This is a genomic window from Roseovarius arcticus, assembly GCF_006125015.1.
GTDB lineage: Bacteria > Pseudomonadota > Alphaproteobacteria > Rhodobacterales > Rhodobacteraceae > Roseovarius > Roseovarius arcticus.
Genome location: NZ_SZZN01000001.1, coordinates 228,802 through 242,073 on the forward strand (window position 1 = coordinate 228,802; position 13,272 = coordinate 242,073).

Below are 13,272 nucleotides of genomic sequence, written 5' to 3' on the forward strand. Positions count from 1 at the left end.
CCAAAACCCGTTATCGCGCGGATTGCACCAATCTGAGGGATAAATAGGCTTGCCCCCGCAAGAAACGGCATTTCTTCAGCGGCGGGTTGAGTAGGCAACGGAAGGCTTGACCGCCCTCTTTGCTCAAACATGAGGCTCCAAGTCAGCGTATCGGCAGCGGATCTCCCATGTCAGACATCACCTGCCTCAGTCCGGCCGCGATCTCTTGCGTACCGGCGCTGGCGGCGGTTTCCAACACTTTTGAGATGCTGGGCGATGCCTCGGCCCCCGTAACGCGCGCAATTGGCTGGTCCAGCCAGTCGAACACGCGGCGCTGCAATGCGTCTGCCAGCCACCCTCCGTATGAGGTGCCTTGTGCGCCCTGCTCAACGATCAACACATTGTTGGTCTTGCGAATTGATGCCTCTATTGTGTCCCAATCCAGCCCCGCGCGGTCCAGGCTACGCAGGTCGATGACCTCAGCATCAACGCCCAGCTCTTCAACCACTAGGCGCGTTTTCTCGACCATCGCCAGATAGGTTAGCACGGTCAGCTTTGAACCGGGGCGCACTACCTTGGCCTTGCCCAGCGGAATGATGTAGTCAAAATCATCAACCGGTGCAGCGCCCTTCGCGCCGTAGAGTTCCACATGCTCCAGCACCAAAACTGGATCGCGGCAGAGAAGCGCGGCGTTCATTAGCCCCACGTAGTCGAACGGTGTGGATGGCGCGACGATGCGCCAGCCGGGCGCGGTGGCAAAGATCCCGGCCGGGTCCATCGAGTGCTGCGAGCCATAGCCGGTGCCAATCGCCACCTTGGTGCGCAGGACCAGCGGCATGTCGGCATCACCGCCGAACATATGGCGGAACTTGCCAATTTGGTTAAACACCTGATCGGCGGCGACCCACATGAAATCGGGATACATGAACTCGATGACGGGACGCACGCGCCCATCGGCGGCCATGCCCGCCGCGATCCCGGTAAAGGCATTTTCGCTGATCGGTGTGCCAAGAATGCGGTCTGGGAACGCATCGGTCAGCCCGCGGGTCGCGCCGTTGGTGCCGCCCTTTAGGCGGTGCACGTCCTCGCCCAGAACAACGATGCGCGCGTCTTGCTCCATCCGGCGGTGCATGACGTCGGCGACCGTATCGACAAATCGCGCCTCGTGCAGAGCGCCGTCAAAGTTGGCCTCTTCGGCGGTGCGTACGCCGTCGAACTCGGACAGATCACCGCGCAGACCAGCATCGCGAAAGTTTTCCTCGGGCCAGAGGGCGGGAATAATCCGGGGCTTGCCATCCACCTCTTCGATCAACTCGCTTGCTACATCAGCCATCAACGCCACCGAGCGGCCGCGCAGCGCGGTAATGTCGTCCTCGCCCAGCACTTGCCGCTCCATCAGATTGCGCGCCATCGCGTCTAGCGGATCGCGGGCGCGCCATTCGGCTTCTTCGGCCTTGTCGCGATAGCCGAATGCGCTGCCGGGCAGGGGGCCGTTTTGGTGGAAATAGCGGTAGAGGTCGGCCTCGATCACCGTGGGGCCGTCCCCGGCGCGCATGATCTCGTTCGCAGCCATGGACGCATGATAAACGGCGATGGGGTCCATCCCGTCAACTTTGAATGCCGGGATGCCAAAGGCCAGCCCGCGCGACGAAAGGCGCGGCTCGGCGGTGGATTCCTCGACCGTTGTGGACACCGCATAGCGATTATTTTCGATAAAAAAGCAAATCGGTAACTTCCACGCGGCGGCAATGTTCATCGTCTCCAGCACAGATCCGATGTTAGTCGCGCCGTCGCCAAAGTAGCTATAGACGACGCGGTCCGTGCCCGCGTTTCGATGCGCCCATGCCGCGCCCGCTGCCATTGGGACGCCGCCGCCTACGATTGCGTTGGTGCCGAGGTTGCCCGCCTCCTCCCACCGCAAATGCATTGAGCCGCCGCGCCCCCGGCAGAAGCCTTGGGCGAGGCCCATGATTTCGGCCATTGTGCGTTTCGACAGATCGCGAATATCGCCAGAGAAGTCGTCCGTCGCGGAAATGCGGCTAGCCAAATGCCTCAGCGATTTTGCCAAAAACTGGTGATGCGCCCGATGTGATCCATTGACCTGATCGCCGTCCTTCAGCGCCATAGCTGAGCCGACAGCGCCGCCCTCCTGCCCGATGGCCGAGTGCGCGGGGCCATGCACCAGTTGCTGCCCGGCAAGGTCCAACACCTTTTCCTCGAACGCTCGGATGAGGTGCAACTGGGCAAGGATCGTGCAGCCCGTCCCGGGATCGATAGCATTGCGATCAGCGTCTGTGACGATGACCTCGCGCCAAAATGCGAGTGGTTTCAGGTCGTGAAATTCGGGCATATCTGGTCCTTTCGTGACCTAGGCCACCATGTAGAGGCCGCCATTGACCTGGATCGTCTCACCGGTGACAAAACTGGCCGCGTCGCTGCATAGGAACGCGGCGACGCTGGCCACCTCTTTCGCTTGGCCGAGGCGGGCGAGGGGCGTCGATTTCAGTGTCTCATCGCCGCGTGTTTTCATCAGATCGCCAATCATGGCAGTGTCGATAATGCCGGGCGCAATAGCGTTGCAACGGATATGCGGCGCCAATTCGCGCGTGAGGCTGCGCATCAGCGCACCGACCGCGCCCTTGGCTGCGGCGTAATGCGCATTGGTCTGTGCGCCGCGATGCGGGGCAAGGGAGGTGAGGAAAGTGATCGCGCCACCCGGTTTCAGATGCGGCACCGCGCGGCGACAGATATAGAACACACCGTCGAGGTTGATCGACATGGTGCGCCGCCACTGATCATCGGTCATGTCCGCAAACGGCTGGGCCGGATAGATGCCCGCGCCGGGGATGAGAAAGTCGATGCCGCCAAAGCGCGAGGCGGCGAGATCGACCAGTGCCAGCGCGTCCTCAGGGTTGGCAGCGTCGCCCGCCAGCGTTGCGATACGCGCGCCGCCCAGCTCGCCTGACAATGCTTGCAGCGCATCTGCGTTCCAATCGCCCAGCACCAGATTGGCCCCCGAGGCATGAAAGAGCTTCGCGATAGTGCGCCCGATGCCGCCCGCCGCGCCGGTCAGGACCAGCGTGCGATCTGTGAAATCGAAGCTCGCATTCATGGTGTTACCTTCCCCCTCAAAACGTTCGCGCCAGAAAGCCGCCATCTGACAAATGCGCGTGACCCGTGATAAAAACGGCGGCGTCAGAGGCTAGATAAACAGCCATCTCGGCCACTTCTTCGGGCGTGCCCATGCGGCCCATAGGCGTGCGCGCCTCGATGGCGGGCAGATCCAGCTTTCCGTTGCCGATCAGCTCATCGGTCAGGGCGGTGCGAATGTAGCCGGGGCAAATCGCGTTGACGCGGATGCCGTGCGGCGCCCATTCACCTGCCAGCGTTTCGGTCAAGGAAATGACGCCTGCCTTGGCCGCGCAGTAGGCCGCGCGGCGCGGCGACGCGGCGAGGCCCCACATCGACGCAGTGTTCAGTATAACGCCGCCGCCTTGTGCGATCATGCGTTTGGCGACTGCCTGCGCGCAGATGAACGTGCCCGTAAGGTTGACGTCGATGGCGCGCCGCCATTCGTCCAGCGTGAGTGCTGTGCTGGGCCGGTTCATTGAAATACCCGCGTTGGTCAGCAATATGTCGATGCTGCCAAAGGCCCCCTCGCAAGCGGCGCAAGCGGCCTCAACATCGGCCTCATCGGTGACGGAACCGGAATGGGTCTCAACCCGCACTTCGGGGAATTGGGCGCGCAATTTCGCGGCGGCCTCGACCAGCGCAGCCCCGTCCATGTCCATTAGCAGTAAGTGCGCGCCGTGCCGGGCAAATGACTGCGCCATGGCATAGCCAATCCCTTTGGCGCCGCCCGTGTTCAGCACGGCGCGCCCCTTGAGGCCGGGATAGGTGGCAGGTGCAAATTCTCGTTTCATATCAGTGCCTCTCTACCGGGCGTCGGACAAAATCAGGTCAGCGCCTTTTTCGGCGATCATAAAGACTGCGGCCTGCGTGTTGCCCGAAACGATGGTCGGCATGATCGACGCATCGACCACACGCAGGCCAGTGACACCTCGGACTTTCAGCGACGGATCTACGACGGACGCGTCATCCGCGCCCATGCGGCATGTGCCGCTGGCGTGATAGATTGTCTGGCCATTATCGCGCGCAAATTGCAGCCAATCGGCGTCCGTCTGGCACGCCTCGCCGGGGCTGAGCTCGGCGCCTCGAAAGGGGTCCATCGGGGATTGCGATACGACTTCGCGCGTCAACTTCATCCCGTCCACCATGGCGCGGCGGTCCTCCGGTGTGCTTAGGAAATTAGGGCAGATAACAGGCGCCAAATCTATCCCCGGCGCCGCGATGTGCACTGTGCCGCGCGATTCCGGGCGCAGTTGCGTGACGCCGATCGTCATGCCCGGTGCCTTGTCGAGCGTACGCTCGGCGGCGTTGGCATAGCTGGCGTGCAAGAAGAACAACTGCACGTCCGGCCCCTCGATATCGGGCCGCGTCCGCATGAAGCCATGCACAAGGCCCGTGCCGTAGGTCAGGATGCCCTTGCGCGTCAGCGCATATTGAAGGACTGACTTTACCAGCGACAGCCCGCGCGTCATCTCGTTCAGCGTGACGGGCTGGGTCACGCGCCAGTTCATCCGCGTGCAGTAGTGGTCGATGTAATTGGCGCCGACGCCGGGGGCGGCGTGTGTGACCTCCACCCCCGCGGTGCGCAGCACCTCCGGATCACCGATGCCCGATAGCTCCAATAGTTGAGGCGAGTGAAAGGCACCGGCGGCAAGGATCACCTCGGCCTTGCTGTGGATCTGCCGGATTGTGCCACCTTGACGCAGCTCAACCCCCACGGCGCGAGCACCGTCCAGCAGGATGCGGCTGGCCTGCGCGCCGGTCAAAACTGCCAGATTGGGCCGCTTGCGGATGGGGTCCAGATAGGCGGCTGCGGCGCTGACACGGCGGCCATTCTTTTGATTAACTTGATAATAGCCAAAGCCGTCCTGTGACGCCCCGTTGTAGTCGTCATTCTCAGGGTGGCCCGCCGCCTTGGCCGCGTTGATAAAGGCACGTCCGATCTCGGGCCGCTCCTGCACTTTGGTCAAAGGAAGGGGGCCGCCGCGCGCGCGAAGGTCGCCGCTGGCCTCGTCGTAATCCTCAACTTTCTTAAAGTACGGAAGGACGTCGTCGAACCCCCACCCGGTGCAGCCGCGCTGCGCCCAGCCGTCAAAGTCCTGCGGCTGGCCGCGCACATAGATCATCCCATTGATCAGGGTCGAGCCGCCCAGCCCCTTACCCTTAGGAATTGCGATCTGGCGATTCATCGTCGCCTCTTCGGGCTCGCTGATCAGTCGCCAGTTGTGGCGCGGGTTGGTCAAAAGTTTGGAAAATCCGGCGGGGACATTGACCCAATGGCTTTGACCGTCGCCTCCGGCCTCGATCAGCGCGACCCTATGCTTGCCCGACGCAGTCAGTCGGTTGGCCAGAACGCAGCCCGCAGTGCCACCGCCGACGATGATGTAGTCATAGATTTCAGTCATGTTGCGGTACTACCTTGCCGGGGTTCAAGATGCCGCGCGGGTCCAGTGCGTCCTTAATCCGGTGGGTCAGATCATGCTCAGTCGGGCTGGCTAGGCGCGCCCATTCGGCCACGCGGTATTGCCCCAGTCCGTGCTCGGCCGAGATGGAGCCGCCGTGCCGCGCCACCACGTCATGCACGGCGGCATTTACGCGGTGCGCATCAGCCTTGGGGACATTCATCACGTTGTAATGCAGGTTGCCGTCGCCCAAATGTCCGAACACGTTTAGCCTCGCGTCGGGCGCAGTACGGCTCAGCATCTCTCCCGCCTCGCGCAGGACGGTGTCAATCTCGGTAATTGGCACAGAAATGTCATGCTTGATCGCGCCGCCAGCCTTGCCCTCGGCCTCGGTCAGGGACTCGCGCAGGGACCAAAGGGCGTCAGCCTGCGCGCCCGATTCGGCCAGTACGCCGTCGGTTGCCCATCCTTCGGTGAAGGCTGTCTCTAGCAGGGTCTCAGCAGCCTCGCGCAGGCCGGGTAGGGACGATCCGGCCTCAATCAGCAGATACCAGTCTGCGCCTTTGATTGGCGCGTTTTGGCCCGTATGCGCGGTTACGAGGTCCAGACCCGCGCCCGAGATCAGCTCAAACGCAGACAGCGCTTCTCCAATCTCGCTTTGCGCGTGAGTATAAAGCTGGATTGCAGCGCCGATATCCGGCACGGCGATCAGCGCGGTCGCGCGGTGACGTGGCAAAGGCACAAGACGCAGGACGGCGGCGGTAACGATGCCAAGGGTGCCTTCGGTCCCGATGAAAAGCTGCTTCAGATCATACCCGGCGTTATCCTTGCGCAGATGGCGCAGTCGGCTGAGGATCTGGCCGTCTGGCAGAACAACCTCCAGCCCCAGCACCAGCGCGCGCGTCATGCCGTAGCGCAGCACATCAACGCCGCCCGCATTGGTCGCAATCAACCCGCCAATGCGGGCCGATCCTTCGGCAGCTAGGCTGATGGGCAGTAGGCGGTTTTCTTCCTCAGCGGCGTCCTTGACCGTTTTCAGGATCGCGCCTGCCTCGACGAGGGCGGTCATGCCAACGGGGTCGATCCGCCGAATGGCGGTCATGCGGTCCAGCGCGATGATGACCTGCGTTCCGCTAAGATCCGGCGTGGCGCCGCCCGCGAGGCCTGTATTGCCACCCTGCGGAACGATCCCCGCGCCAGCGAGGGCACAGGCGGCAACTGATTTTGAAACCTCATCGGTGGTGGCAGGTCGCACGACGCAAAGCGGCGTGCCGTGAAAGAGATCGCGCCAATCGGTGGCGTAGGCGGCCATGTCCGCACCGATCAGCACGGCGCAGTCGCCGACTATATCGCGCAGATCATCCAGCAAGCCGCTCCCGTCCCGCATCAGAGCGCGCCCATAAATTCGGCCATCAATCGTGCCTGAGATTGCAACATTGGCAGGCCCGGATGGGTGCGCGCGCCTACCTTTTCAGCGGCGGCGAGGAGGGGGGTGACGGCGGGTTCCATGATCGCCTCGGCGATGATCTGGCCTTTGCGGAGTTGCTTTGCGTCCAGTGGCAGCGGATCGCCCTCGCGCATCCCCAGCGACGTCGCGTTGACGACCAGATCCGCCGCAGCCACAGCGGTGGCATCGGTGGATAGCGTGACATCTGGATAGGCGGCGGCGACGCGCGCGGCCAGGTCTTTGGCACGTGCCTCGGTCCGGTTGGCAATGGTTAGCGCGGTAATGCCCGCATCCGCCAAGGCAAAGGCGATGGCGCTGGCCGCGCCGCCTGCACCGGCCAGAATGACGGACAGGCCTTTGGGGTCAAACCCGCCATCTCTCAGCCCCTCGACAAAGCCAACACCATCAAGGATCGCGCCCGTCAGTTTCCCATCTGCGTCCCTGCGAATGCAATTCACTGCGCCGACCATGCGCGCCTGATCGGTCAGATCATCGCAGAGGTCCGGGATCACAGTCTTGTGCGGGACGGTCACGATGAGGCCCGCAAGGCTTTGGATGTTGCGCAGCCCGCGCACTGCATCCTCTAGCCCATCCGCACCCACATGCAGCGGCACCAGCACGCCGTCATGGCCGATCTCGGCAAAAAGGCGGTTCATCACCTGCGGCGTTTTCACATGGTGAATAGGATCGGCGAGGATGCCGTAGACGCGGGTATTGCCGGTGATTTCGCTCATTTTTCTGCCTTTTCGGTATCCGAGACGCGCCCGCGCGTCACGTCATGTAGAGGCCGCCAGCCACGTCGATTGTTTGCCCGGTAACGAAGCTAGCCTCACTAGAGGTGAGCCATAACGCGGTATCGGCTACCTCGACCGGTTGGCCCAGCCGTGCCATAGGCGTCAGGCGGATCTGCTCGTCATTGGCGGCCTTGCCCGCGCCCGCAACCATGGGCGTCTCAATCCGGCCGGGTGCCAGCGCGTTGACGCGGATGCCGTGCGGCCCAAGCTCGGCGGCCAGATGGATGGTAAAGCCGATGATGGCCGATTTCGTCGCGGCATAATGACTGGCCACAATCGGCGAATGCGTTTTTCCTGCGACCGACGACATATTGACGATCCATCCGCGCCCGGCCTCGCGCATTGCGGGGGTAAGTGCGCGGATGGTATTGAAGCTACCGGTGAGGTTCACGTCGACGACGCGGCGCCACTCGGCGGGGTCCATTTCCCACACGCCATGCGGCTTGCCCGCGTGCTTGGGCGAGATGCCGGCATTGTTGATTACTGTGTCAAAGGGTGCGCCCATCGTGTCGGCGGCGCGTCCAAGCGTGCCCTCGACCGCGTCCCAATCGGATACATCCAGCATCATCGGCACGGCGCGGCCAAGGCCGCCCTTGGCAATCAGCGCCTCGGTTTCCGCAATGCCGTCCTCGTTCATATCGGCCACGCCGACGATTGCGCCCCGCCGGGCAAAGCCAAGCGCGATGCCGCGCCCAATGCCACTGCCGGCGCCGGTGACCAGCACATGCCTATCTGCGTGACTGGGGCGGGTGTCGATAGCCTCGGGGGTGATTTCACGTCGCTCCATGGCCTATATTCCCAAGTATGCTTTGCGCACATGCGGGTTTTCCAGCAGCGCGTCGGCGTCGTCGGTCAGCACGATCTCGCCATTTTCCAGCACGTAACCCCGGTCAGCCGCCTTGAGCGTGTGAAACACGTTCTGCTCCACGATGAGGACGGTCGCGCCCGTCTTGACGATGCTGTCGATCACTTCAAACACTTGGCTCACGATGATCGGGGCAAGGCCCAGAGACGGCTCGTCGAACATCAAAAGACGCGGCTTGGCCATAAGACCGCGCGCGATGGCAACCATTTGCTGTTCGCCCCCCGACAGGGAGTTGGCCTTCTGCTCCAATCGCTCTTTGACGCGCGGAAAGAGCTCTAGCACCTCCTCCATCAGTTCTGACTGGCTGGCGCGGGCGCCCTTGCGGTAGGCGCCCATCTTGAGGTTTTCGCGCACCGTCATGTCGGGAAAGAGCTGCCGGCCCTCAGGTATCATGGTGATGCCCAGATCAACCACCTCGTGCGAGCTGAGTTGGGTGATGTCCTGCCCGTCAAAATGGATGCTGCCTGCCGTCGGCTTGATCAGGCCGGATATGGTACGCAGCGTCGTCGTCTTGCCCGCGCCATTGGCGCCGACGATGGTGACGACCTCGCCCTCAGTGACCTTGAGCGATACATCGTGGAGGATCGTGGTCGCGCCATAACCGGAATGGATGCCCTTAAGCTCAAGCATGGGTAAACTCCTTGCCCAGATATGCCTCGATCACCTGCGGGTCCTCGACGACGGCCTTTGGTTTGCCCTCGGCGATCACCTCGCCAGAGCTGAGGACGATGACATGATCGGACAGAGACATGACGGCCTGCATCACATGCTCGATCGCGATGATCGACACGCCAGTGTCGCGGATAGACAGCATCAGATCGATCGCACGGCGCACGTCGGCCTGATTGATGCCGGCCATCACCTCGTCCAGCAGCAGGATGCGCGGCTCCATCGCCATGACACGGGCGACCTCCAGTCGTTTCAAGCCACCGATTGTCAGCGAAGATGCCTCTGCCTCCAAGAAGGGCGCGAGGCCCATCTTCTCGGCTGTCTGGCGTGCGGCATCGCGGGCGTCTTGCACGTGCGGATGGCGGTGGAATGCGCCGACCATGATGTTTTCCTCGACGGTCATCGCCGCAAAGGGCTGAACAATCTGAAAGGTGCGCCCGACGCCAAGAGTGGCAAAATCGGCGGGGTTCGAGGGGTTATGCCAGTTGCCGTCCGGTCCTTTTACCTCGACCGTGCCACTATCGGCATCCAGAAAGCCCGAGATCATGTTGAAGAGTGTCGTTTTGCCGGCGCCGTTCGGCCCAATGAGCCCCAGAATCTCGCCCTCACGCAGCGTGAAGGACACATCGTTGGTCACGTGCAGACCGCCAAAATGCTTGTTCAGGTTCTTGACGCGCATGATCTCCTCGCCCGGCTCAGGCGGGGTGAATTTACGCGGCTCGGCGGGGGCGGCCACCTCCGCGGCCTGCGTGCCTGCCCTGTCGGTGCGCGGTACGAAAAAGCGCCCGACGAGGCCCATGATCCCGTTCGGCATAAAGATCACGACCAAAACCAGTACCGCGCCATAGACGAAGCCGTGCAGGCCAATCGCCTCGGCCCCCAAGGCGCCGCGCGCGAATTCGGTGATCGGCACCAGCAGCATCGCACCGAGGAGCGGGCCAAAGACGCTGCCCAATCCGCCGATCAGCGCAAACATCGCGATCTGGATCGAAAAGGCGAGCGAGAAGGCTGATTCCGGCTCGATGAATGTCAGGTACATACCGTGGAATGTGCCCATCATCGCCGTCAGCGCCGCCGATATGGCGACCGCGATCAGGCGTACCTTGACTGTGCCGACGCCAGCGGCGCGCGCTGCCGACTCGCGCTCACGCGTGGCAACCAGTTGGAAGCCAAGGCGGTGCGAGCGGATCCACCACGCGACGGCAAGGATAAAGCACATCATGCCGAAGGCAATAATCAGCGCGGGCAAACGCTCGCGGAATACCATCCACTCCCAGCCGATGTTCAGCGGGATCATCATGCCCGTCGCGCCGCCTGTTAAGTCACGAAAGTGCAGGGCAAGAACGCGGAAAACCTCAAGCAGTGCAATCGTTGACAGGGCAAAGAACGGGCCATGCAGGCGAAAGCAGGGGTAGCTGATTATGACGGCGACAGCAGCCGCGAGGCCCGCGCCAGCAAACATACCCAGCCATGGCGAGATGCCCATATTGGTCAGGATGATGCCAACATAGGCGCCGATCCCGTAGAATATCGCGTGGCCCAGTGACAGTTGCCCGGCGAACCCGCCGACGATGTTCCAGGCGGTCGACAGGCCCGCAAAAATACAGATTGTGATGAATATGTGATAGACAAACTGGTCGTCGATCACGACTGGCGTAACGAAAAGGCCGATCAGCAGAAGGGCCAGCGCGATGGCGGCAAACTTGGTGCGTTTCGCGATTTGGGGCGCGCCTGCGGTCGCTTCGGCGGGGGTGATTGTCTGGTCTGTCATGATACATGCGACAAAGTCTGCCGCCCTCCGAACAGGCCCTGCGGGCGCAGGATCAAGATGAGAAGAAAGACACCGAACACCGCGACTTCGCGCATGTCAGAGCCGATGTAGAAGCCCGCGAGACTGTCGATAAGCCCGATGATCATCGCGCCCAAGAACGCCCCTCCGATGGAGCCGAGGCCGCCAAGGACGACGACCACGAAGGCGGTCAGCACAAAGTAAGTGCCGATGCCCGGCGACGTCGGATAGAGCGGCGCAACGAGGCATGCGGCAAGGCCGACACATGCAGCGCCAAGGCCGAAGGTGACCATGTAGACGCGGCTGACATTGATGCCCATCAGCTGGGCTGCGGCACGGTTTTGAGCGACCGCGCGAATGCCTCGGCCCGCTTGCGTGTGTTGCAGAAACAGATGCAGGCCCAGCACCAGCGCAGCGGCGACACCGAACATCACGATCTGTCCGACGAGCATCCGAACCGGCCCAATCTCAATCGCGGTGCGCAGCCCGTAGGATGGCGTGGTGGCGATATCGGCCCCGAACAGCAACAACGCGAGGTTAATCAGCGCGGTTGAAAGGCCTACGGTGGCGAAGATCTGAATGTCATGATTGCGCGCTGACATCAGCGGCTCGATTAGGAATTTCTGGGTCATCATACCCAGCACAAATAGGAGCGGCGTGACCGCGACGACGGCAGTATAGGGATGCACCCCCAGCCGCGTAGTGATCAGAAACGCGGCATACATACCAATCATCAGGAACTCGCCATGGGCGAAATTCACCACTTTGACGATGCCAAAGATCAGCGTCAGCCCGACGCTGGTGATGGCAAAAAGGCCGCCCAGCAGTAGACCGTTCACTACGACTTGAAGAAATACGTCCATCGACCAATTCCGCCATGTTTGGAAAGGGGGAGTTCGAGAAGGGTGAAACGGCCCGGTCGTGGGCCGTCCCGATCATTTCAAGACCAGACTTAATTTCTGGTGCGCATCTCGGCGGCGGCGGCATCGTCGGGATAGACCGTCACCAGCTTGCCGTCTTGCCATTGCAGGCCCATCATGCGGGCGCGCTCATTCTGGTTGTTCTCGTCGAACTTGACGCCATAGCCTGCGGCAGTCGTGCCTTCGGGGATGTCGATGGCCGATACCGTTTCGACGATGGTGTCTGCTTCAAAACCGCTTGCTTCGTTTAGGGCCGACAGGATCGCCATCGCGCCGACATAGTTGGTCAGCGAGTGGCCCGAGCGCGGCTCGCTGCCGTATTTTTCCTGATAGGCGGCAAGGAAATCGTCGATGCCCGGCGTGAAGTCCTTGTTCACGATGTATTGCGTAAAGTCGGTGTCTAGCACGCCGTCGATGATGTCATGTCCCACCGCGTCTGCCGTCGGCTGTGTGGAATAGCCGCCGCCCCCGCCGATGATCGCCGTTGGTTTATAGCCAGCCTCGTTTGCCTGCTGCAGGAACAGGACCGAGTCGTTCTGGTAGGACGTCTGTAGCACGATATCGACTTCGCGCTGCTTGAGGTCCAGCACGATGGACGACATGTCGACAGTCGAGGCCGGATAGGCTTGCGAGGTGACCACGTTCAGGCCCGCTTCCTCTGCAAAGCGCTCTTCGTGGCCGGACACGGACGTGCCATAGCTGCTGTCCTCGTAGATGATACCGATCTTGAGATCTTTGGCATCGACGCCTGCGGCTGGCGCAACCTTGTCAACGATCATGTTGATGATTGTGTCGGCCATATCCTCGGCTGTCGGATTGACGCGAAAGAGGTATTTCAGGCCGCGCCCAGTAACCTCATCAGCGACGGCACCCAGCTCAAAGTAGGGGATGCCCGACAGCTCGGCCACTTGGCTCGCGGCGATAGAGCGGCTGGACGAGTACGTGCCGAAGATCGCCTTGACGCCTTCGCGCGAAATCAGGCGGCGGGCCTCACCGATGGCTTGGTTGTTGTCGACCGCATCGCCGCGCTCCAGCACGATCTGCTCGCCTTGCACACCGCCCGCGGCATTGATCTCGTCCACGGCAAGCTCAAGTCCGCGCGCGCTTTCTTCGCCCAAGAGGGCCAGTTGCCCGCTGAACGGATAGAGCGCGCCGAAAGACACATCGGCATATGCTGCCTGCGCGCCAAACAGCGCCCCCGCAGCCACGGTTGTCTTTAGAATGTTCGTCAGTTTCATGTTCTTTTCTCCTCCTCAGGTTTCTCAAAAATTTGCGCTG

At 62.1% G+C, this 13,272-nt stretch carries 11 protein-coding genes; all 11 read right to left on the minus strand.

The genetic code is table 11. The features are described 5' to 3' along the window. Positions 1-142 precede the first annotated feature (142 nt). The 11 genes from MK6180000_RS01090 to MK6180000_RS01140 all read right to left on the minus strand — a co-directional run bounded on the left by MK6180000_RS01090 (position 143) and on the right by MK6180000_RS01140 (position 13,232). Positions 143-2,329: an alpha-ketoacid dehydrogenase subunit alpha/beta gene (locus MK6180000_RS01090; protein WP_138933046.1), complete on the minus strand. Its 2,187-nt coding sequence runs from the start codon at positions 2,327-2,329 to the stop codon at positions 143-145. An 18-nt stretch (positions 2,330-2,347) separates the two neighbouring features. Continuing rightward, positions 2,348-3,091, minus strand: coding sequence for an SDR family NAD(P)-dependent oxidoreductase (locus tag MK6180000_RS01095; protein WP_138933047.1), 744 nt, complete (start codon positions 3,089-3,091; stop codon positions 2,348-2,350). A 16-nt stretch (positions 3,092-3,107) separates the two neighbouring features. Beyond that, the gene (locus MK6180000_RS01100) at positions 3,108-3,902 is read right to left on the minus strand and encodes an SDR family NAD(P)-dependent oxidoreductase (protein WP_138933048.1); all 795 of its coding nucleotides are present in this window, start codon (positions 3,900-3,902) and stop codon (positions 3,108-3,110) included. 12 nt (positions 3,903-3,914) lie between these two features. After that, positions 3,915-5,513 carry a GMC family oxidoreductase gene (locus tag MK6180000_RS01105; RefSeq protein ID WP_138933049.1) on the minus strand — a complete coding sequence of 533 codons (1,599 nt, stop codon included), beginning with the start codon at positions 5,511-5,513 and terminating at the stop codon, positions 3,915-3,917. Further along, on the minus strand, positions 5,506-6,897 hold the full coding sequence (locus tag MK6180000_RS01110) for an FAD-binding oxidoreductase (RefSeq protein WP_138933050.1): 1,392 nt from the start codon (positions 6,895-6,897) through the stop codon (positions 5,506-5,508). The genes MK6180000_RS01105 and MK6180000_RS01110 overlap by 8 nt, the downstream gene beginning before the upstream one ends. Next, entirely contained in the window at positions 6,897-7,691 is a 795-nt protein-coding gene (locus tag MK6180000_RS01115) for a shikimate dehydrogenase family protein (RefSeq protein ID WP_138933051.1), read from the minus strand. The genes MK6180000_RS01110 and MK6180000_RS01115 overlap by 1 nt, the downstream gene beginning before the upstream one ends. Positions 7,692-7,728: 37 nt before the next feature. Then, positions 7,729-8,538, minus strand: coding sequence for a 3-oxoacyl-ACP reductase FabG (gene fabG, locus MK6180000_RS01120; RefSeq protein ID WP_138933052.1), 810 nt, complete (start codon positions 8,536-8,538; stop codon positions 7,729-7,731). Positions 8,539-8,541: 3 nt separating this feature from the next. Further along, on the minus strand, positions 8,542-9,246 hold the full coding sequence (locus MK6180000_RS01125; RefSeq protein WP_138933053.1) for an ABC transporter ATP-binding protein: 705 nt from the start codon (positions 9,244-9,246) through the stop codon (positions 8,542-8,544). After that, a complete protein-coding gene (locus MK6180000_RS01130; protein ID WP_138933054.1) occupies positions 9,239-11,056 on the minus strand; it encodes a branched-chain amino acid ABC transporter ATP-binding protein/permease in 1,818 nt (605 codons plus the stop codon). Before MK6180000_RS01130 ends, MK6180000_RS01125 begins: the two co-directional genes overlap by 8 nt. Continuing rightward, the gene (locus tag MK6180000_RS01135) at positions 11,053-11,937 is read right to left on the minus strand and encodes a branched-chain amino acid ABC transporter permease (protein WP_138933055.1); all 885 of its coding nucleotides are present in this window, start codon (positions 11,935-11,937) and stop codon (positions 11,053-11,055) included. The genes MK6180000_RS01130 and MK6180000_RS01135 overlap by 4 nt, the downstream gene beginning before the upstream one ends. A gap of 89 nt (positions 11,938-12,026) precedes the next feature. After that, on the minus strand, positions 12,027-13,232 hold the full coding sequence (locus MK6180000_RS01140; RefSeq protein WP_138933056.1) for an ABC transporter substrate-binding protein: 1,206 nt from the start codon (positions 13,230-13,232) through the stop codon (positions 12,027-12,029). Positions 13,233-13,272: the final 40 nt, after the last annotated feature.

Excerpts from the sequence above, each read along its gene's own strand:
- MK6180000_RS01090 (WP_138933046.1), bottom strand. The coding sequence starts at position 2,329 with ATGCCCGAATTTCACGACCTGAAACCACTCGCATTTTGGCGCGAGGTC.
- MK6180000_RS01095 (WP_138933047.1), bottom strand. The coding sequence starts at position 3,091 with ATGAATGCGAGCTTCGATTTCACAGATCGCACGCTGGTCCTGACCGGC.
- MK6180000_RS01100 (WP_138933048.1), bottom strand. The coding sequence starts at position 3,902 with ATGAAACGAGAATTTGCACCTGCCACCTATCCCGGCCTCAAGGGGCGC.
- MK6180000_RS01105 (WP_138933049.1), bottom strand. The coding sequence starts at position 5,513 with ATGACTGAAATCTATGACTACATCATCGTCGGCGGTGGCACTGCGGGC.
- MK6180000_RS01110 (WP_138933050.1), bottom strand. The coding sequence starts at position 6,897 with ATGCGGGACGGGAGCGGCTTGCTGGATGATCTGCGCGATATAGTCGGC.
- MK6180000_RS01115 (WP_138933051.1), bottom strand. The coding sequence starts at position 7,691 with ATGAGCGAAATCACCGGCAATACCCGCGTCTACGGCATCCTCGCCGAT.
- fabG (WP_138933052.1), bottom strand. The coding sequence starts at position 8,538 with ATGGAGCGACGTGAAATCACCCCCGAGGCTATCGACACCCGCCCCAGT.
- MK6180000_RS01125 (WP_138933053.1), bottom strand. The coding sequence starts at position 9,246 with ATGCTTGAGCTTAAGGGCATCCATTCCGGTTATGGCGCGACCACGATC.
- MK6180000_RS01130 (WP_138933054.1), bottom strand. The coding sequence starts at position 11,056 with ATGACAGACCAGACAATCACCCCCGCCGAAGCGACCGCAGGCGCGCCC.
- MK6180000_RS01135 (WP_138933055.1), bottom strand. The coding sequence starts at position 11,937 with ATGGACGTATTTCTTCAAGTCGTAGTGAACGGTCTACTGCTGGGCGGC.
- MK6180000_RS01140 (WP_138933056.1), bottom strand. The coding sequence starts at position 13,232 with ATGAAACTGACGAACATTCTAAAGACAACCGTGGCTGCGGGGGCGCTG.